The 20,284-nt window shown below is 60.5% G+C and carries 19 protein-coding genes; 11 read left to right on the forward strand and 8 right to left on the reverse strand.

Annotation, left to right across the window (positions count from 1 at the left end):
- Positions 1 to 137 precede the first annotated feature (137 nt).
- Together AC0J1C_RS12740 and AC0J1C_RS12745 are read right to left on the reverse strand one after the other, a co-directional pair.
- Positions 138 to 434: a hypothetical protein gene (locus tag AC0J1C_RS12740; protein ID WP_375192143.1), complete on the reverse strand. Its 297-nt coding sequence runs from the start codon at positions 432 to 434 to the stop codon at positions 138 to 140.
- 109 nt (positions 435 to 543) lie between these two features.
- Complete coding sequence (locus tag AC0J1C_RS12745) at positions 544 to 795, reverse strand: hypothetical protein (RefSeq protein ID WP_091986970.1); 252 nt, start codon at positions 793 to 795, stop codon at positions 544 to 546.
- 198 nt (positions 796 to 993) lie between these two features.
- Between AC0J1C_RS12745 and AC0J1C_RS12750 the strand changes: the two genes are divergently transcribed.
- Positions 994 to 2,265 (forward strand): alkane 1-monooxygenase, encoded by a 1,272-nt coding sequence (locus tag AC0J1C_RS12750; RefSeq protein ID WP_473044197.1) that lies wholly within the window; start codon positions 994 to 996, stop codon positions 2,263 to 2,265.
- Positions 2,266 to 2,506: 241 nt separating this feature from the next.
- On the opposite strand, the gene AC0J1C_RS12755 is transcribed toward AC0J1C_RS12750, so the two are convergent.
- Together AC0J1C_RS12755 and AC0J1C_RS12760 are read right to left on the reverse strand one after the other, a co-directional pair.
- A complete protein-coding gene (locus tag AC0J1C_RS12755) occupies positions 2,507 to 3,286 on the reverse strand; it encodes a crotonase/enoyl-CoA hydratase family protein (protein WP_473044198.1) in 780 nt (259 codons plus the stop codon).
- 403 nt (positions 3,287 to 3,689) lie between these two features.
- Positions 3,690 to 5,492 (reverse strand): acyl-CoA dehydrogenase, encoded by a 1,803-nt coding sequence (locus AC0J1C_RS12760; RefSeq protein ID WP_473044199.1) that lies wholly within the window; start codon positions 5,490 to 5,492, stop codon positions 3,690 to 3,692.
- 257 nt (positions 5,493 to 5,749) lie between these two features.
- Between AC0J1C_RS12760 and AC0J1C_RS12765 the strand changes: the two genes are divergently transcribed.
- Together AC0J1C_RS12765 and AC0J1C_RS12770 are read left to right on the forward strand one after the other, a co-directional pair.
- The gene (locus AC0J1C_RS12765) at positions 5,750 to 6,745 is read left to right on the forward strand and encodes a GlxA family transcriptional regulator (RefSeq protein ID WP_473044200.1); all 996 of its coding nucleotides are present in this window, start codon (positions 5,750 to 5,752) and stop codon (positions 6,743 to 6,745) included.
- 107 nt (positions 6,746 to 6,852) lie between these two features.
- On the forward strand, positions 6,853 to 7,017 hold the full coding sequence (locus AC0J1C_RS12770; RefSeq protein WP_473044201.1) for a hypothetical protein: 165 nt from the start codon (positions 6,853 to 6,855) through the stop codon (positions 7,015 to 7,017).
- 9 nt (positions 7,018 to 7,026) lie between these two features.
- Here the strand turns inward: AC0J1C_RS12770 and AC0J1C_RS12775 are convergent, their stop codons facing one another.
- Both AC0J1C_RS12775 and AC0J1C_RS12780 read right to left on the reverse strand, forming a co-directional pair.
- Positions 7,027 to 8,055 (reverse strand): CNNM domain-containing protein, encoded by a 1,029-nt coding sequence (locus AC0J1C_RS12775; protein ID WP_473044202.1) that lies wholly within the window; start codon positions 8,053 to 8,055, stop codon positions 7,027 to 7,029.
- On the reverse strand, positions 8,052 to 10,121 hold the full coding sequence (locus AC0J1C_RS12780) for an FAD-dependent oxidoreductase (RefSeq protein ID WP_473044203.1): 2,070 nt from the start codon (positions 10,119 to 10,121) through the stop codon (positions 8,052 to 8,054). Before AC0J1C_RS12780 ends, AC0J1C_RS12775 begins: the two co-directional genes overlap by 4 nt.
- A gap of 352 nt (positions 10,122 to 10,473) precedes the next feature.
- Between AC0J1C_RS12780 and AC0J1C_RS12785 the strand changes: the two genes are divergently transcribed.
- The 8 genes from AC0J1C_RS12785 to AC0J1C_RS12820 all read left to right on the forward strand — a co-directional run bounded on the left by AC0J1C_RS12785 (position 10,474) and on the right by AC0J1C_RS12820 (position 18,507).
- The gene (locus AC0J1C_RS12785; RefSeq protein ID WP_473044204.1) at positions 10,474 to 13,275 is read left to right on the forward strand and encodes a monovalent cation/H+ antiporter subunit A; all 2,802 of its coding nucleotides are present in this window, start codon (positions 10,474 to 10,476) and stop codon (positions 13,273 to 13,275) included.
- Positions 13,275 to 13,643 carry a Na+/H+ antiporter subunit C gene (locus AC0J1C_RS12790; RefSeq protein ID WP_091986995.1) on the forward strand — a complete coding sequence of 123 codons (369 nt, stop codon included), beginning with the start codon at positions 13,275 to 13,277 and terminating at the stop codon, positions 13,641 to 13,643. The genes AC0J1C_RS12785 and AC0J1C_RS12790 overlap by 1 nt, the downstream gene beginning before the upstream one ends.
- Complete coding sequence (locus tag AC0J1C_RS12795; RefSeq protein WP_473044205.1) at positions 13,640 to 15,157, forward strand: monovalent cation/H+ antiporter subunit D; 1,518 nt, start codon at positions 13,640 to 13,642, stop codon at positions 15,155 to 15,157. The genes AC0J1C_RS12790 and AC0J1C_RS12795 overlap by 4 nt, the downstream gene beginning before the upstream one ends.
- A complete protein-coding gene (locus AC0J1C_RS12800) occupies positions 15,157 to 15,645 on the forward strand; it encodes a Na+/H+ antiporter subunit E (protein WP_473044206.1) in 489 nt (162 codons plus the stop codon). The genes AC0J1C_RS12795 and AC0J1C_RS12800 overlap by 1 nt, the downstream gene beginning before the upstream one ends.
- Positions 15,642 to 15,911: a K+/H+ antiporter subunit F gene (locus tag AC0J1C_RS12805; RefSeq protein ID WP_091987002.1), complete on the forward strand. Its 270-nt coding sequence runs from the start codon at positions 15,642 to 15,644 to the stop codon at positions 15,909 to 15,911. Before AC0J1C_RS12800 ends, AC0J1C_RS12805 begins: the two co-directional genes overlap by 4 nt.
- A 38-nt stretch (positions 15,912 to 15,949) precedes the next feature.
- Positions 15,950 to 16,282 carry a Na+/H+ antiporter subunit G gene (locus AC0J1C_RS12810; RefSeq protein WP_091987004.1) on the forward strand — a complete coding sequence of 111 codons (333 nt, stop codon included), beginning with the start codon at positions 15,950 to 15,952 and terminating at the stop codon, positions 16,280 to 16,282.
- Positions 16,283 to 16,378: 96 nt separating this feature from the next.
- Entirely contained in the window at positions 16,379 to 16,660 is a 282-nt protein-coding gene (ppnP, locus tag AC0J1C_RS12815) for a pyrimidine/purine nucleoside phosphorylase (protein ID WP_064228261.1), read from the forward strand.
- 203 nt (positions 16,661 to 16,863) lie between these two features.
- Positions 16,864 to 18,507 carry a fatty acid--CoA ligase gene (locus AC0J1C_RS12820; RefSeq protein WP_473044207.1) on the forward strand — a complete coding sequence of 548 codons (1,644 nt, stop codon included), beginning with the start codon at positions 16,864 to 16,866 and terminating at the stop codon, positions 18,505 to 18,507.
- Positions 18,508 to 18,567: 60 nt separating this feature from the next.
- Here the strand turns inward: AC0J1C_RS12820 and AC0J1C_RS12825 are convergent, their stop codons facing one another.
- Entirely contained in the window at positions 18,568 to 19,821 is a 1,254-nt protein-coding gene (locus tag AC0J1C_RS12825) for a D-amino acid dehydrogenase (RefSeq protein ID WP_473044208.1), read from the reverse strand.
- Between the two features lie 86 nt (positions 19,822 to 19,907).
- Positions 19,908 to 20,264 carry a translation initiation factor Sui1 gene (locus AC0J1C_RS12830; RefSeq protein WP_473044209.1) on the reverse strand — a complete coding sequence of 119 codons (357 nt, stop codon included), beginning with the start codon at positions 20,262 to 20,264 and terminating at the stop codon, positions 19,908 to 19,910.
- Positions 20,265 to 20,284: the final 20 nt, after the last annotated feature.

Consider the following 20,284-nt stretch of genomic DNA (forward strand, 5'->3'; position numbering starts at 1 on the left):
TGTTGTTGAGAGGCCAGTGTCGGCGAGCAATGTGACAGATAGCAGACGTTAAAAAGACAAAACCGTTAACATTCCTTTACAGAATGATCGGCGCCCGGGTCGCCCCGCCCGAACTGCCCGGGCGGGGCGGACAGCCCTTACTGCTGGGTGGCTTCCTCGTAGCCTTCTTCCATGGCATCGCCGGTTTCTTCAGCCGCCTCGCCCATGGCCTCACCGGCTTCTTTCGCACCCTCCTGGAGTTCGCCCATGGCGCTTTCATCCTGGCCGGTTGCTTCCTCCATGGTTTCTTCCGCGGAATCCGCCGCGTCGTCCATCATGTCGCCAGCGTTGTCCGCCGCCTGTTCAACGTCCACACCTTCGTTGTCCTCCGAGCTGCATGCGGCAAGCCCCAGCGTCAGAACCATCAAAAGCGTACTCAATGCGAGCCTGTTCATACCATTTCCCTCTGTTGGTCAGTGTTTACAACGCGGGTCAGGGTACGGCCGGGCTACAAAGGAAAGCAATTACGGGGCGATTACCCTTTGGTTAGCCGGCTGCCTAAGACTAAGGCACGCCATCGGCCAGCAGTTGGCCGTCGATGGTAATCACGTGGTCGAAGGGCAACATCACCCCCCGCCCCAGCAACAGAAAATCCTTGCCGGCACGGCTGCAAAAGTCACGGATCACGTCGTGCACCTGGCAGACCTGCCCGGCACCATCGCGGTAAACCACTTCGGCGAGCCGTCCCGAGGTCAGGTACTCGACCAGCATGGCCCTGGCGGAACATGAGGCTGTAGCGGAGGAAACTCGAGACATTGCGGGTTCTTCCCTGGTTCTTGTTTTGTTTTGAGTCTGGTCCAGAAAACCCGTTTTCGCCAAAAACCAAACCGCAAACCACCCTCCTCGGCCACCATTGTCATTTTGTGCCAAGCTGCCGACTCGCTATCGCCGGTTGTTGCATTGCCAGATTGTCCGACATAAATTTCAAGAACGCCTACCTGATGGGAGAGAACCATGAACGCCAAAACCCGTGACAATCTGGAATCGCACAAGGTGATGCCAACCCCGGAACAGACAACGGAATCACCCGCCTGGAAAGACCCCAAGCGGTATATGTGGCTGCTCGGCCCGGCCCTGCCCGGTATCGGCCTGGCCGCCCTGACCGGTTACGCGCTGGCCCCCAAAAAACTGAAGGCCCTCGCCTGGACCGGCCCTGCCCTTGTGCACGGCATCATTCCGGCCCTGGACCGCGCCATCGGCGAGGACAAAAGCAACCCGCCCGAGTCGGCGGTAAAGACGTTGGAGCAGGACAAATACTACGACCGGATTGTGAAAGCCTTCATCCCCACCCAGTACGTGATGACGTTCATGGGCGCCTGGCTGGCCAGCCGCAAGAGCACGCCCCTGGAGGACAAGATTGGCCTGACCCTGACAGTGGGCGCGATCAATGGCGTAGGCATCAACACCGCTCACGAACTGGGCCACAAGTCCAACAAGCTGAACAAGCTGCTGGCCATGGCAGCCCTGGCACCCACCGGCTACACCCATTTTGTGGTGGAGCACAACTTCGGCCACCACAAACGCGTCGCCACCCCCGAGGACCCGGCCAGCAGCCGTATGGGCGAGAGTTTCTGGAAGTTCCTGCCGCGCACGGTGCTGGGCGGCATCAAATCCTCCATCAAGATTGAAAAGGCTCGGCTGGCCCGGAAGGGCAAGGGCTTCTGGAGCCTGGATAATGAGCTGTTGCAGGGCTGGGCCATGAGCGCCGGGTTCTTCGGCGCCACCACTCTGGTGTGCGGCCCGCGGGCAGTGCCCTTCCTGGCGGCACAGGCGGTTTATGGGGCCAGTCTGCTGGAGAGCGTGAACTACATCGAGCATTACGGGCTGCTGCGCCAGAAGGACGAGAACGGCAAATACGAGCGAACAAAACCGGAGCACAGCTGGAACAGCAATCACGTGGTGACCAACCTGTTCCTGTATCAGCTGCAGCGGCATTCAGACCATCACGCTCATCCACAACGCAGCTACCAGGCTCTGCGCCACTTCGAGAAGGCGCCGCAGCTGCCCGGCGGCTACGCGTCGATGCTGTTGCCGGCCTATCTGCCGCAGTGGTGGTACGAGACCATGGACAAGCGGGTGATTGACCACTACGAGGGCGATCTGAGCAAGATCAACTGGGATCCGGATCGCAGGGAGGAGTTGATGGCCAAGTATGCGGATTATGCGGCGGAGGTGGCCGCCGAGGCGAAGGTTCGGCGCGAATCCGGGAAGTCCGCGGCGGCCTGATGACCAGCACTCGCTTGCCAGTTCTGGCCCCAGCCCTCGAGCTCGGGGCCAGCAGCCAACCGGGATCGCCTTCCGGGAGACGCCGTGAACCCATCCGTGGGGGCTTGATCGCAGCATCCCTGCTGCTCACACTCCCGGAAGGCGATCCCGGTCGGCTGCCCGAAGTTATGCAGCAATAGTCGGTATTGCACCTAGCCACCAGAGAGAATCAGAAAGATTTTCCGACAAGCTGGCAGGTCGTTCACCTCCCCTTAAACTCCGCGGCTCTTCTTTCCAGAAACGACTGGATTCCTTCTTTGACATCCTCGCTGGCCATCACCGGCTGCAAGTCCGGGAACAGGCGCCGTTTGGCGGCTTCCTGACCTTCGCTGACTGCAATTTTCGAGGAGTTCAGGCTGCCTTGAACGCCCAGAGGCGCGGCCTTCGCGATTTTCCGGGCAATTTCCATGGCCACGTTGAACTGCTCGCCAGGTTCCACCAGTTCCTGAATCAGGCCCCACTGGTAGGCCTGGTCGGCGGTCCATTCGTCGCCGGTCAGGAGGTAGCGCTGGGCATTGCCCCAGCCGATTTCCCGCTGCAGACGAATGGTGGCGCCGCCGCAGGCGAAGATGCCGCGTTTGACTTCAAGCTGCGCGAAGCGAGTACCTTTGGAGGCCACTCGAACGTCGGTATTGAGCATCATTTCCACGCCGCAGGTGAAACAGATGCCCTGGGCGGCGAACACCACGGGTTTGCTGAGGCCGGGGCCGGTGATATGGAACGGGTCCAGCTCGCCCTCGCCCGGCTCGATGCCCTTGCCGTTGGCGAATACGCCAGCCCAGTCGTCCAGCTGCAGGCCGCTGGTAAAGTGGTCGCCCTCGGCGTACATCAATCCAACTCGCAGTTCCGGATCGTTCTCCAGCTGGTAATAGGCCGCCGCGATCTGGTGGTACATCTCGCGGTTCATGGCGTTCATTTTTTCCGGCCGGTTCAGGCCGATCAGCAGTATATGGTCCTTTTTTTCTACTTTGACCAGTGGCATTGGTGCTTTCCTCTTGGTTCGGCCCTAGCCTGTTCGTGCTGGCGTAGGCATGGTCAACGGGGAGGTTGTTCCAGGACACGCCGCAAGTACGTCCCTGTAGGCTCGATCGGGCCATCCCTGGCCCTCAACGGTCCTGGAACAACCTCCCCGTCGCCCACGCCCGGGCATTCAGTGAAATATCCAAAACTGAAAATGCGTTCTCCTGCCTTGCCGGATCATCCCGCCTGTAAGTGCAGCACTAGGTTCGGGCGCGATTGGACGGGTGGCCTTTCAGGGACCGTCTGTGGCCATGGATGGCCACAGCCGAGCGCACAGGGACGTGCTTGTAGCGTGTCCCTGAAAGGCCACCCGGCCAATTGTGCTTCCCCCAAGCTGTCAGGCTAAGACAAAGGGAAACCCGGAGTCAGAACCACTCTGCCTTCATATTCAGGCAGGTGTCGTCCTGGTTGCGCAGCAGTACCAGGTCCTGGGCTACGGTGGGCAGTTCCCAGTGGAAGAAGTACTGGGCAGCCTGCAGCTTGCCCTGGTAGAAGTTGCGCTCGTCGTCGGTATTGGCCGAAGCCAGGGCCTTGGCGGCCGCATTAGCCTGGCGCAGCCACATCCAGGCCACCATGATGTGGCCGAACAGATGCAGGTAGCAGGAGGCGTTGGCCAGGGTACGGTCCGGATCGCCTTCCATCAGTGATTTGCCCAGGCTCTGGGTGACCTTCACCGCCTGCTGCAGGGTTTCGCTCAGGGACAGGGCCCATTGCTGGCAGCGGTCGGTGGTGGCTGCCTGCAGATCCACCTGCATTTCCTGCATCAGCAGTTGCAGGCCGTGGCTCTGGTCCTGCCAGATCTTGCGGCCGAGCAGGTCCAGGGCCTGGATGCCGTTGGTGCCTTCGTGGATGGGATTCAGGCGGTTGTCGCGCCAGCACTGCTCCACCGGGTACTCGCGGGTATAGCCGGCACCGCCGTACACCTGGATCGCCAGATCGTTGGCCCTGGGGCCGTATTCAGACGGCCAGGCTTTGATCACCGGGGTGAGCAGGTCCAGTAGCTTGCCGGCTTCCAGGCGTTTCTGTTCGTCCGGGTGGGTATGCTGGTCGTCCATCAGCCGGGCGCCGTAAAGGCACAGGGCCAGGCCGCCCTCGCTGTAAGCCTTCTGCGCAAGCAGCATGCGCCGCACGTCGGCGTGCTCGATGATCGGCACCTGAGGGCTTTCCGGGTTCTTTTCGCTGGCCTTGCGGCCCTGCAGGCGGTCTTTGGCGTATTCCAGGCTGTGCATGTAGCCCCGGTAGCCAATGACCGCAGCACCAAAACCTACGCCCAGGCGGGCTTCGTTCATCATCTGGAACATGTATTTCAGGCCCTGGTGCGGCTCGCCCACCAGGTAGCCGTGGCAGGGGGCGTCGTCGCCAAAGCTCAGCGCTGTTGAGGTGGTGCCGCGGTAACCCAGTTTATGGATCAGGCCGGCGAGGCTGACGCCGTTGCGTTCGGCGGGGTTGCCGTTTTCGTCCATCAGGAACTTCGGCACGATGAACAGGGAAATGCCTTTCACGCCCGCCGGTGCGCCTTTGATCTTGGCCAGCACCATGTGAACGATGTTGTCGGTGATGCTCTGTTCGCCACCGGAGATGTAGATTTTGGCGCCTTTGATCAGGTAGTGGCCGTCGTCTGTGGGGGTGGCGGAGGTGCGGATTTCCGCCAGGCTGGAGCCGGCGTGGGGCTCTGTGAGCGCCATGGTGCCGCTGAAGCGGCCGCTGAGCATGTTCGGCAGGTACGTGCGTTTCTGCTGGTCGTTGCCGAAGACGCGGATCAGGTTGGCAGCGGCGGTGGTCAGGAACGGGTAACCCGCGGTGCCGGGGTTGGCGGCCGTAAAAAAGCCATTGCAGGCGGCCATGACGGATTCCGGCAGCTGCATGCCGCCAAGCTCGTAGTCGTAGCGTCCGGCGATAAAGCCCGCCTGGGCGTAGGCGTCGAAGGCTTCTTTTACCTGGGGCAGCATGTCCACCTGGCCGTTTACAAACTTTGGCTCATCTTTGTCAGCGGCGCTGTTGTGGGTGGCAAATTTTTCCCGGGCCATTTTGTCGGCGGTTTCGATGACGGCATCGAAGGTGTCACGGTTGTGTTCGCTGAAGCGTTCGCGGGTTGTGAGGGTCTCGGTATCGAGCACTTCGTAGAGTTGGAACGCCAGGTCGCGGCGGTCGATCAGGGTGTCGGTCATGCTGGGTCTCCTGTTTGTTATCAACAGCCTCTCATAACTGGTTTTTCCAGGAAACCGGCGTTTATGACACAATTATGGTCAATATTGCCACCAACATAGAACACCGACTTTGCGCAGGAGTCCGGCGCCCGGTCTTAAGCGGGGAAGTTCCTCCCAGGACACGCCGTGAATACGTCCCTGTAGGCTTGGCTGCAGCATCCCTGCTGCAGACAGTCCTGGGAGGAACTTCCCCGCTTAAGACCTACTTTGGAGTAGATATGCGCTCTGTTTCTGTAATTGGCTTTGATGGGGCACTGGCCAGTGCCATTACCGGCATCATTGATCTTTTCCGGCTGGCCGGGGTGACCTGGGCTCGGATCAACAATGAGACGCCATCGCCACAATTTGCCACCCGGCTGCTGACCAGGGATGGTGTGCCGTGCCGGTGCATCAACGGGCTGACTATTCAGGCGGATGGCGCCTGGAATGAGTTGGCCGCCGGCGCGGAACCGGACGATCTGGTGGTCATTCCGACCATTGGCGGCCCGATCGAGGCGGTGTTGGCGAGCAATGACGAGCTGATTGAGTGGCTGGGCCGGTTCCGGGCTGTCGGTTCCGGTCAGGTGCGGGTGGCCAGTAACTGCACCGGGGCCTTCATGCTGGCCGAAGCAGGGTTGCTCGAGGGGCGGGTTGCCACGACCCACTGGGGCTTCAGTCAGCAATTTCGGCAGCGGTTCCCCCAGGTGGATCTGCAACCGGACCGACTAGTGACGGTAGACGGGCACATTGCCTGTGCCGGCGGGGGCATGGCCTGGTGGGATCTGGGGGTGCACCTAGTTGAGCGCTACGCCGGCGCTCAGGTCGCGCGCGAGCTGGCCAAGGCGTTTGTGCTGGATGTCGGGCGAACCAGTCAGGCGCCCTACAGTGCGCTTCAGGCCCGCCGGTATCATTCCGATGCGGCCATTCTGACGCTTCAGGACTGGCTGGATGCCAACTACCAGAACCCTTTGAGCCTTACCGCTCTGGCCAGGGTGTCCGGTTTGACCGAGCGTTCGCTGATCCGGCGCTTCAAGGCCGCCACCGGGGACACGCCCAACGCTTACCTTCAGGTTCTTCGAATTGAGATAGCCCGTCAGCAACTCGAGGGCTCCCGTTTACCAATTGATGAAATTACCCGGCGGGTGGGTTACGAGGATGTGAGTTCGTTTACACGCTTGTTCCGCAGGCACACCGGCCTGTCTCCCGGGGCGTACCGGGCCCGCTTTGGAAGGTAATGGCGCCATGTCGGGATGGCGCGGGATATGCATCAAGTCGGATGTAGGCCATATTGCGGCCGGAAACGTAAAGAATACCGACAGGTGTAACCATGGGGAGGTCCGTCATGAACGCACCAATAAGACAAAGCCAGGCAGACATTCTCAGCCGGCTGTATGACATGAAAAGAAAGCAGATCGAGCAGGCAATCCGACAGGGAAATAGTCTTCGTTGTCAGGTACTTGAGGCCGAAGCAGAGGCCATTTCCAATGCGCTGAAAGCGGTGCGCTAACCCTTCCGGCTATCGTTGGCCAGAGCCATATTTCTTGAGGCGGCGACTCCAACGCTGCTTCGCATACCGCCGGAGATTGGCGACGTTATCGGTTTCATCCATGATTTCAGTGCCCAAAAGTGTCTCCAGTATGTCCTCCAGCGTCACTATTCCCAGCCAGGTGCCCAGTTCGTCATAGACAACCGCCAGGTGTTGCCTCTCCCGGAGCATGTCGGAAAACAGTAATTCAATGTTGGTATTGCCTTTCACGCGCATGATCGTGCGCATGTAGTCGAGCAGGTTCACGTCCGGCTCCAGATTGATCAGGTCGGCCCTGTGCAGATAGCCAAGGGCCTCCCCCTCTTCGTCGATCACCGGGTACCGAGAAAACGGGGAATTCCCCACCTGCTCACGGAACTGTTCCACCGTAATGTCTGGCTCCAGGTATTTGCACACGGTTCTCGGTGTCATCACCGAGCTGACCTTGATCTCGTGGAATCTCAGCACATTATGGATGATGCGGCGCTCGTCCTCATCGAGGGCCTGCTGGTCGCGGCCGATTTCCGCCAGGGCGCTGATTTCGGCACGTATATCGGTGTCATCATCACCCGGGGCTATGCGACGGGTTACCTGCTTCGACAGCCAGATCAGCGGCAGCAGCGCTTTGATCATGAATCCGAGGATGGCGGGCAGGTAGGGGGCGATGCCCCGCCAGTATTTGGCACCGATGGTCTTGGGAATGATTTCCGAGAAGATGAGGATAGCCAGGGTCATCAGTGCCGAGGCGAAGCCCAGCCAGGCCTCACCAAACACGACAGTGACCTGGGCACCGACACCGGTGGCGCCAACGGTGTGGGCCACTGTATTGAGGGTAAGGATGGCCGACAACGGGTCATCCACGTCGTCCTTGAGCTTGCGCAGGCGGGCGAAAAGCTCGGGCTTCTCTTTCTTTACCGAGGCGATGTAGCTGGGGGTAACCGACAGCAATGCCGCCTCGAGAATCGAACACAGAAAGGAGAATCCAATTGAGAGAAGCGCGAAGGCAATCAGTAAAATCATAGTTGGGCTGCGATTTCCGTTCCCTGCCGAATGGCTCGCTTTGCGTCCAGTTCTTCGGCGACGTCTGCGCCACCAATCAGGTGCGCTTTGACGCCAGAGGCCGATAACTGGTCAAAAAGTTCCCGAAGGGGTTCCTGTCCGGCACAGATAATGACGTTGTCCACATCCAGTACGCGGTTTCCGATCATTTGGCCGTCTTTGTCGAGAATGGCAATGTGCAGGCCCTGGTCGTCAATACGCTCATAGCGGCAGCCGCGGAGCATCTCGACCTCCCGGTGTTTGAGGCTGGCCCGGTGAACCCAGCCGGAGGTTTTGCCAAGGCCACCGCCAACCTTACCGGTTTTGCGCTGCAGCAGATAGAGCTTGCGGGGCGAGTGAGTGGGCCGGCGCTCGGCTAATCCGCCCGGTCCTTCGAACTGCGGATGAATGCCCCACTCCGCCTGCCAATCGCCAATACTGACCTGCTCGCCTTCTTTCTGCTTGCCTTCTGGATGATGGCCGGCGTCATGGGTCAGGAACTCGCTCACATCAAAGCCGATGCCGCCGGCGCCAATCACCGCCACGGTGTTGCCTACGGCCTTGTTATGGCGAAGCACATCCAGATAACCCAGCACCTTGGGGTGGTCGATGCCATCGATTGACGGGATTCGGGGTTTCACGCCGGTGGCAATCACCACGTCATCGAATGCGCCATCGGCCAGTGCGCCGGCATCCACCCGGACGCCGAGCCGCAGGTCGATGTCCAGCAATTCTATCTGGCGGCGGTAATAGCGCAGGGTTTCGTAGAACTCTTCCTTGCCCGGAATGCGCTTGGCGTAGTTGAACTGACCGCCTATCTGATCGTCTGCCTCGTAGAGGGTCACCCGGTGCCCTCGACGTGCGGCGGTTGTCGCCGCGGCCAGACCGGCTGGCCCGGCGCCGACCACCGCAATCCGTTTCACCACAGGTGCAACCGTCAACACCAGTTCGGTTTCGTGGCAGGCCCTGGGATTGACCAGGCACGAAGCCCGTTTGGCCTGAAATACGTGGTCCAGGCAGGCCTGGTTGCAGGCAATGCAGGTATTGATTTCGTCACTGCGGCCCTGCTGCGCCTTGCGCACGAATTCGCTGTCGGCCAATAACGGCCGGGCCATGGACACCATGTCGGCCTTGCCGCCTGCCAGGATCTCCTCGGCTTTCTCCGGCGTGTTGATACGGTTGGTGGTGCAGACCGGAATGGCCACCTCGCCGTAAAACTTGGCGGTTACGTCTGCAAAGCTGCCCCTGGGTACCGAGGTGACAATGGTGGGCACCCTCGCCTCGTGCCAGCCGATACCAGTGTTAATGATGGTGGCTCCGGCCTGCTCGATGGCCTTGCCCAGGGTGACGATCTGGTCCCAGGTCTGGCCGCCCTCTACCAGGTCGAGCATGGAGAGCCGGTAGATCAGAATGAATTCAGGCCCCACCGCTTCGCGAATCCGCCGGACGATTGCAACCGGCAGGCGCATGCGGTTGCTGTAGGAGCCGCCCCATTCGTCGGTGCGCTTGTTGGTCCGCTCACACAGGAACTGGTTGATGAAATACCCTTCCGAGCCCATCACTTCCACGCCGTCGTAGCCTGCGGATTTGGCCAGTCGGGCAGCGTTGACGAAATCATTGATCTGCCTTTCAACACCCCGCGCGGAAAGGGCGCGGGCTTTGAACGGACTGATCGGTGCCTTGGTGGCCGAGGCGGAGACAATCAGCGGCTGGTACCCGTAACGCCCGGCGTGCAGCAACTGCAGGCAGATCTTGCCGCCAGCTTCGTGGACGGCTCCGGTTACATGGCGGTGCAGTAGCGCGGTTGCCCGATTGTTCATGGTCGAGGACAGGGGCGCCAGCTGGCCAACCAGATTCGGCGAAAATCCCCCGGTCACCATCAATCCCACGCCGCCTTCAGCCCGTTCGGCGAAGTATCGGGCCAGCTTGTGGATATTCCAGAAGCGGTCCTCCAGGCCGGTGTGCATGGACCCCATCAGTATCCGGTTTTTGAGCTCGGTAAAGCCCAGGTCCAGTGGTTTGAGAAGCGTCGGATAGCTGTGACTCATGGGGATTCGTCCTTGGGAATTTTGGTTCGAGTATACACTTGATCAATCGCAAGTTGACTTGACCTTGGGGACGGGGCACGTATCATCGGTTTTCAAGTTTGACTGACGGAGCAACCATGACCGCAAGGTCCTTCGGCTGCACAGGCACAATACGCCCTCCTGTTACCGCTGACATCGCGCGGCACCGGGGCCGTCTTCCGTACTTCCCGGACCCACCCGCTTCCCGCTGATCCACTCTGTCGATCTCGCCGTACTGCACCGGTTAGCCAGTGCACAGTAGCCGGCCGGAGACTAGACTCAGGCACACATGCCTTCAATACTCACGTAAAAAAAGACCAATAACGAGGTTGCGATGTCGCTACCGCTGGTTGTTTTACTGCCATTCCTGGGTGCCATTGCTGCACCACTGTTTGCCCAGGGAGGGCGAACGGCGATTGCCGTGGCATCTTCAGTACCCGCCCTCATTGCTCTTGCTGCCCTGTTTCCACATTGGCAGACGCTCGCCGATGGTGGCGTGGTGTTACATACCTACCAGTGGCTGCCCGCCGTGGGCCTGTCGTTCAGCTTCCGGCTGGACGGGCTGTCGCTGCTGTTTGCCCTGTTGATCCTGATCATCGGGCTGCTGATCATTCTGTACTCCCGCTATTACCTGAAGGCCCATGAGAACGTCGGCAAATTCTATGCGTTGCTGCTGTGCTTCAAGGGCTCGATGCTCGGCATCGTGCTGTCCAGCAACCTGCTGCTGATGATGATTTTCTGGGAACTGACCAGCCTGACGTCATTCCTGCTGATCAGTTTCTGGAACCACAAGCAGGACGCCCGCCGCGGGGCCCGGATGGCCCTGGCGGTCACCGGGGGTGGCGGGCTCGCCCTGCTGGCCGGGGTGCTGATCCTGGGCAATATTGTCGGCAGCTTCGAGCTCGACGATGTGCTCGCCGCAGGCGACCAGATCAAGGCCCACGCCATGTATCCGGTGGCGCTCACCCTTATTCTCCTGGGCGCTTTCACCAAGTCGGCCCAGTTTCCGTTCCACTTCTGGCTGCCTCATGCCATGCAGGCGCCGACACCGGTTTCGGCCTACCTGCACTCGGCCACCATGGTGAAAGCCGGCATTTTTCTCATGGCCCGGCTGTATCCGGCACTGGCGGGCACCGAACAGTGGTTCTACATGGTCAGCTTTACCGGCATGGCCACGCTGCTGATTGGCGCCTATGTCGCCATGTTCAAGCATGACCTCAAGGGACTGCTGGCCCATTCGACGGTGAGCCATCTCGGCCTGATCACCCTGCTTTTCGGCATGGGTACCCAGCTTGCGGCCGTGGCGGCCGTTTTCCATGTCATTAACCACGCCACCTTCAAGGCCTCGCTGTTCATGGCCGCCGGTATCATTGACCATGAAACCGGCACCCGCGATATGCGCCGCATCAACGGCCTCTGGCGCTACATGCCTCACACCGCCACCCTGGCCATGGTGGCCGCGTCCTCGATGGCCGGCGTGCCACTGCTCAACGGCTTTTTGAGCAAGGAGATGTTCTTCGCCGAATCCCTGGCCCTGAACCTGCCAGGGCTCTGGGCATGGCTCCCGCCCATCGTTGCGACCCTTGCGGGTATCTTCGCAGTCGCCTATTCGGCGCGCTTCGTGCACGATGTGTTCTTCAATGGGAAGCCGGTAGACCTGCCCATCTACCCACCCCACGAACCACCACGCTACATGAAGTTCCCGGTGGAGATTCTGGTGTTTGCCTGCATCATGGTGGGCGTATTCCCTGCGGTATCCATTGGGCCACTGCTTGAGATTGCGGCCTCAGCCACCCTGGGCGGCGGCGTGCCTGATTACACACTGTCCGTGTACCACGGCTTCAATCTGCCGCTGCTCATGAGTTTTGTGGCCTTCTTCGGCGGTCTGCTCATGTACAGCCAGCGCCAGAAGTTTTTTGATTTCCACGCCCGGTTCAAGGAAGTGGACGAGAAGGCGGTTTTCGAGGCCGTGGTCTCCCGCATCGTGGATCTCGCCAATCAGGCCACTCGCCTGCTGGAAAACGGTTCGCTCCAGCGCTATGCCACCCTGCTGGTGCTCAGCGTCATTGCCGTCGCTGCGCTGCCACTGATGGAACTGGGCATCTTTGTCGGCAATAAAGGTCTGAGCCCCGTGGACGCGCCCACCGCCATCGCGGCGGCCGTGCTCATTGGCTGTGCCCTGGCAACCTCGGCCATGCATCGCCAGCGTTTCTATGCCCTGGTGTTGCTCAGCGTGGTGGGTCTGGTTGTATCCCTGGCATTCGCCCGGTTCTCGGCTCCTGACCTCGCCATGACCCAACTGTCGGTGGAAGTGGTCACCATCGTGCTGCTGATGCTCGCGCTTTTCTACATGCCCTCCTGGACGCCGATTGAAACACCGGCCAGGCGCCGCGCCCGGGACATCGCCATTGCCGGAGCCGCCGGCATTGGCATGACCCTGGTCACTCTGGCCATGCTGACCCAGCCGTTCAGCTCCATTTCCGAGTTTTTCCTGGAGAACAGCAAACCCGGTGGTGGCGGCACCAACGTGGTGAACGTGATCCTGGTTGACTTCCGTGGTTTCGATACGCTCGGCGAGATTACGGTGCTGGCCATTGCCGCCCTTGGCATCTACGCCATGCTCAAGAACACCGCGCTTACCCCTCCGCCCAGTGATGGCGAAGGTCACCCCTGGACCCGGGACGCCTATCCGCTGATGCTCCGGCAGATTGCACGGCCCATGCTGCCCCTGGCGCTGATGGTGTCGGTGTACGTGTTCCTGCGCGGGCACAACCTGCCGGGCGGTGGCTTCATTGCCGGTCTGATCACCTCCGTGGCACTGATCCTCCAGTATGTGGCCAGCGGTATGATCTGGACCCAGGATCGCGTGCCCTTCCGCTATCACAACGTGATTGGTCTGGGCCTGCTGTTCGCCACCGTGGCTGGCCTGGGCAGTTTCGCCTTTGGCTATCCGTTCCTCACCTCCACCTTCGGCTACATAACCTGGCCCGTGGTCGGCAAGTTCGAGGTGGCGTCGGCACTGGTGTTTGACCTCGGGGTTTACCTGACGGTCATTGGCGCCACCCTGCTGGCTCTCGTCAGCATCGGCAGACTCAATCCCCACTCCGCCATCAAGAGCAAAAAGGAGGGTGCGTAATGGAGCTTGTTTTCGCACTGGTTATTGGCGCCCTGACCGCCTCGGGTGTGTACCTGCTTCTGCGGGCGCGAACCTTCCCTGTAGTGGTCGGGCTGACCCTGCTGTCGTACGGCGTGAACCTGTTCCTGTTCTCCAGTGGTCGTCTGGCCACCGGACAACAGCCGGTCATCGGAACCGCATCCAGCTACACCGATCCCCTGCCCCAGGCCCTGGTGCTCACCGCCATCGTTATCGGCTTTGCCATGACTGCTTTTGTGGTGGTGCTGTCCCTGCGCAGCCTGGCAGACAACGACGACGATCACGTGGATGGCAAGAAGCCCTACCGATCCCCCGCACCGGAGGAAGAAGAGGAGGTAAACGGTAAATGAACCACTGGCTTACCGCTCCCATTCTGCTTCCTTTGCTTGGCGGGATTCTTCAGGCCCTGATGGGGTATGCGCCGATCAGCCTGCGCCGGACCCTGGCACTGGCCACCACGGTACTGATCCTGGTGTCCACCTTTGTGCTCCTGAGTCTGGCAGACGACGGTAGTTACCGTCTCTATGCTTTCGGCAACTGGCAGCCGCCGTTCGGAATTGTGCTGGTACTGGATCGTCTTGCGGCCCTGATGCTGGTAATGACGTCGGTGCTGGCACTGTTCTGCCATATCTACGCCATCGGCGGCGCCGATGAGGGTAACCGTCAGTTTCATGCCCTCTTCCTGTTCCAGCTGATGGGCCTGAACATCGCGTTCCTCACCGGCGATCTGTTCAACCTGTTCGTCGCCTTCGAGGTGCTGCTGATTGCCTCCTACGGCCTGCTCATGCACGGCGGAGGGGCCAAGAGAACTGTCCCGAGCCTGCATTACGTGGTGCTCAACCTGGTGGGCTCCGCCCTGTTCCTGATCAGCGTCGGCATGATCTACAGCGTGACCGGCACCCTCAACATGGCGGATCTGGCGGTGAAAGTGCCGCAGATAACCGGAGAGAGCCTGAACATCGTCAAGGCCGGCGGCATGATGCTGCTGGTGGTATTTGGCCTGAAGGCCGCGATACTGCCGCTGTGTTTCTGGTTGCCCAGGGCCTACGCCAGCGCCACCGCTCCCGTGGCCGCGCTGTTTGCCGTCATGACCAAAGTGGGCATCTACGCCATTCTGAGGGTCTACCTGCTGATCTTCGGCGGCGACGCCGGCGCCCTGGCCAATCTCGGTATGGACTGGCTGTTCCCGGTGGCCCTGATCACCCTGGCCATGGGCGTGATTGGCGCGCTCGGTTCGGGCACCCTGAAAACACTGGTGGCCTGGCAGGTGATTATCTCCGTGGGCACTCTCCTTGCGCCCATTGCTATCGGTTCCGAGGCCGGTCTGTCCGCTGCCCTGTTCTACATGCTGAGCACCACCTGGACGGTGGGCGGCCTGTTCCTGGTGGCGGAACTCGTCTCCAACCAGAGAGGCACGGCCGGTGATCGCATTGTCACGGCACCCACCATGCGCAACCGCACTTTCCTGAGTGTTCTGTTCCTGGTGGGCGCGGTAGCCGCTGCCGGCCTGCCGCCGCTGAGCGGCTTTTTCGGCAAGCTGCTTATCCTGCAGGCGGTGGACTCGGGCACCGAAATGGCCTGGCTCTGGTCGGTTCTGCTGGTGGGCAGCTTCCTGACGGTGATTGCCTACAGCCGCGCCGGCAGCATCGTGTTCTGGCGAACCGTCGATGGCCATCTGGAGGAGCCCGAGCCACTCAATGGCCGGATTTCGGTGGCTTCGGGCGCACTGGTCGCACTGGCGGTGGTGATCGTGGCGCTGGCCGGACCGATTACCCGGTATACCGATGCCACCGCAGCGCAGCTCCATAACACCGATGCCTATATCCAGATACTGCAGACGCCCATGGTGAAGGAGGATGACTGATGCTTGATCGTCTGAGTTTTCCGCAACCGTGGTTAAGCCTGCTCCTGTTTACGGTATGGCAGTTCCTCAGTGAGGGGGTGTCGGGTGCCAGCGTGGTAATGGGCCTGTTACTGGCCTGGCTGATTCCCCAGCTGACCCAGGGTTTCTGGCCCGAGCGCCCTGTTTTCGTGAAGCCCTGGCGCATGGCGAGATACCTGATGATCATGCTCGTGGACATCGTGGTAGCCAGCTTCTCGGTGGCCAGACTGATTCTCAGCCCACGCCAGCCCAGACCGATTTTTGTCTGTTATCCCCTGGAGCTGGAACACCCCCTGGCCATCTCCATCCTCGCCAGCACCATTTCCCTGACCCCGGGAACGGTCAGCGCGGATGTCAGTGATGACCGCAAAACGCTGCTCATTCACACACTGGACGCAGCCAGCGACCAGGAAGTCATTGAGGCCATTCACAACCGCTACGAGAAGCCGTTGCTGGAGATGTTCAAATGATGACCTTTGCCCTGTACGCCACCATCGCCATGGTAACCCTGGCGACGCTGCTGAATGTCTACCGGCTGGTCAAGGGGCCGGATGCCCCGGACCGTGTGCTGGCCCTGGATACGCTCTACATCAATGCCATTGCCCTGATTATCCTGCTGGGCCTTACGCTCGGTACCCGCATGTACCTGGAAGCGGCCCTGCTGATCGCGGTCATGGGCTTTGTGGGCACCGTGGCCATGGCCAAATATCTGAAACGGGGCAGCGTGATTGAATAACGCCGCCCCGAAACAACGATTTTCCGGAGGTTGATGACATGCACCCGATCGCGGAATACCTGATCGCTGCGCTGCTATTGTTGGGGGGCGCCTTCACCCTGATAGGCGCCATAGGCCTTGCCCGCCTGCCCGATTTCTACACCCGCCTGCACGGCCCCACCAAGGCCACCACGGTCGGCGTTGGTGCCATCATGCTGAGCTCGGTGGTGTTCTTCAGCGCCCGCGGGGAGGGCATCGGTATCTCAGAAATCCTGATAACCGTGTTCCTGCTGATGACCGCCCCGGTGAGTGCCAACATTCTGGCGAAAGCCGCCATGCATATCGGGGTAAAAACCATGGAAGGTACCCAGGGCAAGCCCTGGGAGCAGTGAACCCGGGCAACCGGCGTGGCGCCGGCAATTTTGTCATTGGACTTGAAGAAATTTGCCGTATAGTAGCCACCCAAACTCATTCAAGGAGCTCAGCCCATGCTGAAAGTGAACGAATATTTTGACGGCAAAGCCAAGTCGATTGCCTTCCAGACCTCCACCCTTCCGGCCACCGTTGGTGTCATCAGCCCGGGCGAGTACGAATTCGGCACCAGCAAGAAGGAAACCATGACGGTGATCAGCGGCGCACTGACCGTTCTGCTGCCGGGCATGGAGGAGTGGATGACCTACGGCGCTGGCGAAAGCTTCGACGTGGCAGGTCAGGCCAGTTTCAAGGCGAAAACCGACATCGATACCGCCTATCTCTGCACTTACGAGTAAACAGCACCTGCGAGTAAGCGGCACCCGCCCAGGCACACCGGCCCCGACCTGGGGCCGCTCCCAGAGCGAATCCGAAGACTTCCCTAAGCCATCGTTCGCTCTGCGTTTTTTAATCTTCCCCGGTTCCTGTTTCCCTGCATCTGTGTCAGATTAACCCCTGTTTCTCAAGACAACACCAACAAACGGGAAAGAGGAAACACGCAATGGCACAGACCCGCATCCTGGAGCCGGCTGAGAACGCCCATCAGTACCCATTGCTGATCAAACAGCTCCTGCTCTCCGGCCCCCGATACTCACCCGATCAGGAAATCGTGTACGCCAACCGGAGCAAATACACATACTCCGACCTGGTAGAGCGCATCCACCGCCTGGCCAACGCCCTGACCGATGCCGGCGTCAAACCCGGTGACACCGTTGCCATGATGGACTGGGACACACCTCGCTACCTTGAGTGCTTTTTTGCCATCCCGATGATTGGCGCCGTCCTGCACACCATCAACGTACGACTGTCCCCGGACCAGATTGTCTATACCATGAACCACGCCGAGGATGATGTGGTGCTGGTGCACGACGACTTCCTCCCGATTCTGGAGGCCGTGAAGAACGACATCCAGACAGTGAAAACCTACATCCAGCTCACCGACGAGAGCAGCCCCAAGTCCACCAGCCTGGATACCGCCGGTGAGTACGAATCGCTGCTGGCCGCGGCGGCCACAGAATTCGACTTTCCGGATTTTGATGAAAACAGCGTGGCCACCACCTTCTACACCACCGGCACCACCGGCAACCCCAAGGGCGTGTTCTTCAGCCATCGCCAGCTCGTGCTGCACACGCTGGCCATGACCGGTTCCCTCTCGGCCTACGACGAGATGCCACTGCTGCGGTCATCTTCCGTGTACATGCCGGTAACCCCGATGTTCCACGTGCACGCCTGGGGGGTGCCTTACGCCGCCACCATGATGGGTATCAAGCAGGTCTACCCCGGTCGCTATGAGCCGGAACTGCTGGTGGACCTGCTCAAGGAGCACGAGGTCACCTTCTCCCACTGTGTGCCCACCATCATGCAAATGATGATGGCCACCGAGTCCATCAAGACCGCCGATCTCAGCAACTGGCACGTTTTGATCGGGGGCAGCGCCCTGACCAAAGGCCTGTGCGATGCCGGCGCCAAGCTCGGCATCCGCATGTACACGGGCTATGGCATGTCGGAAACCTGCCCGCTTTTGAGCACCACTCACCTCCGGCCGGAAGATCTGGAGTTGCCCCTGGAGCAACAGACCGCCAAACGGGTCAAGACCGGCATTGCCGTGCCCATGGTAGAGATCGAGATTGTCGACCCCGACGGCAAGCCCGTGCCCCACGATGGCGAAGCCAAGGGCGAGGTGGTTACCCGGGCCCCCTGGCTGACCCAGAGCTACTTCAAGCAACCGGACAAAGGCGAGGAGCTATGGCAGGGCGGTTGGCTGCACACCGGCGATGTCGCCTCCATGGAGCCGGACAACACACTGACCATCAAGGATCGCATCAAGGACGTGATCAAGACCGGCGGTGAGTGGCTGTCGTCACTGGATCTGGAAAACCTGATCAGCCAGCACCCGGCGGTGGCCGGCGCTGCCGTGGTAGGCGTGCCTGACGAAAAGTGGGGCGAGCGTCCTCATGCCCTGGTTACCCTCAAACCGGGCGAGCAGGCCGATGTTTCGGACATCCAGAACCACCTCCGGCAGTTCGTGGACAGCGGCGAAATCAACAAATGGGCCATCCCCGAGCAGATTGATTTCGTGGAGGATATTCCCAAGACCAGTGTTGGCAAGATCAACAAGAAGCTGATCCGGGATCAGCTCAAGTAAGGATTTCTGGACGAGGTATCCGAAGGGGTGGATGAGCGATCATTCACCCCTTTTTCACGCTCAGAGCCCTGAAAACGCAAAATCCACCTCAGGCGTCCGGCCATCGATGATGTCCGCGAGTGCCGCCGCAGACCCGCATGAATGCGTCCAACCAAGGGTACCGTGGCCGGTGTTCAGGTAGAGGTTGGCGTAGTGGCTCTTGCCAATGTAGGGAACGTTCGAGGGTGTGGCCGGACGCAGTCCCGCCCAGAATTCAGCCTGGTCCCAGTGCCCCGCCTCGGGCATCACCTCGGCGGTGCGGCGCACTATAGCGCGGCAGCGGGTGTAGTTGAGCCGGCGGCTGTAACCGCTCAGTTCGGCGGTACCCGCCACCCGGATGCGATCACCCAGCCTCGAGAACACCAGCTTGTACTCGTCGTCGGTCAGGCTGACGTTGAACGCCGCCTCTTCATTTTTGACCGGAACGGTAATGGAATAGCCCTTGGCCGGGTATATGTTGAGGGAGATCCCCAGTTGACGTGCCAGGGCCGCACTGAAGCTCCCCAGACTGAGCACATAGGCATCCGCACGCAGTGTTTCGTGGCGCCCCTCGCTCAGGGTCTGGACGCCCAGGATACGCTCACTTGCCTGCTCGAAGCCCAGAATCCGGGTGCCATACCGGAAAGTCACGCCGGCGTCGGCGCAGCGCTGGGCGAGGTTCTGGGTAAACTTCCTGGCATCGCCGGATTCGTCCTCGGAGGTGTACGTAGCGCCAGCAATCCGTTGCCGGATGGGTTTCAGGGCCGGTTCCAGCTCAATGGCACGGGCCGGATCAATCACCTGCCGGTCGCAGCCCAGATCCTGCATCAGGCGGGTCGGCTCCATGGCCGCCTCGAACTCCGCGGGATTGGTGTAGAAATGCAGGATGCCTTTTTCCAGGTGATCGTACTCGATACCTGCTTCCTTGCGCAGGGCCTGAAGCTGTGCCCGGCTGTAGGTACCCAGGTTGACCATCTGGCGGATATTGTGGGCCGCCCTTGCGGAGGTGCACTGGCCAAGAAATGACAACGCCCAACGCCACTGGGCCGGATCCAGCCGCGGCCGGAACAGCAGTGGCGCGTCTGGTCGGGTCAGCCACTTCAGCACCTTGAAGGGAGCCGAGGGGTTGGCCCAGGGTTCAGCATGGGATACGGAAATCTGCCCGCCGTTGGCGTAACTGGTTTCCAGGGCAGCCTTGTTCTGCCGGTCGACAACGGTAACCTGATGGCCCTGTTTCTGCAGAAACCAGGCCGTTGTCGTGCCAACAACGCCGGCGCCCAAAACCAGTATGTGCATGCTTGCCTCCGGACAGAATCAAACGAACGATTTGTTCAGGGAAAGCCTTATTGTAACGGCCCAGTCAGGCAATTGCGCCTCGACCATCAGCCACCGGACCGCTTAACGGTCCAGCCTTTCTGCTCGAGGAGAGGAACCAGGATGTCCCGCTGATCACCCTGAATCTCGACCACGCCGTCCTTTACGGTGCCGCCGGTACCACACTTGGCCTTGAGCGTCTTGGCGTAAGCCTTGAGGGCTTTGTCATCAAGGGGTATGCCGGTTATCAGCGTCACACCCTTGCCTTTGCGGCCCTTGGTCTCCCGGCTGACCCGCACAATGCCGTCACCGGCGGGCCGGGAGTCATTGGCGCAGGTACATTCAGCCACAGGCTGACGGCACCCGGGGCACATGCGCCCCTGCTCTGTTGAAAAGACGAGTCCGCCTTCAGATCGTTTCTTCATGTGCTCCCCCGCTAATCACC

Source organism: Marinobacter sp. E2 (assembly GCF_055755345.1).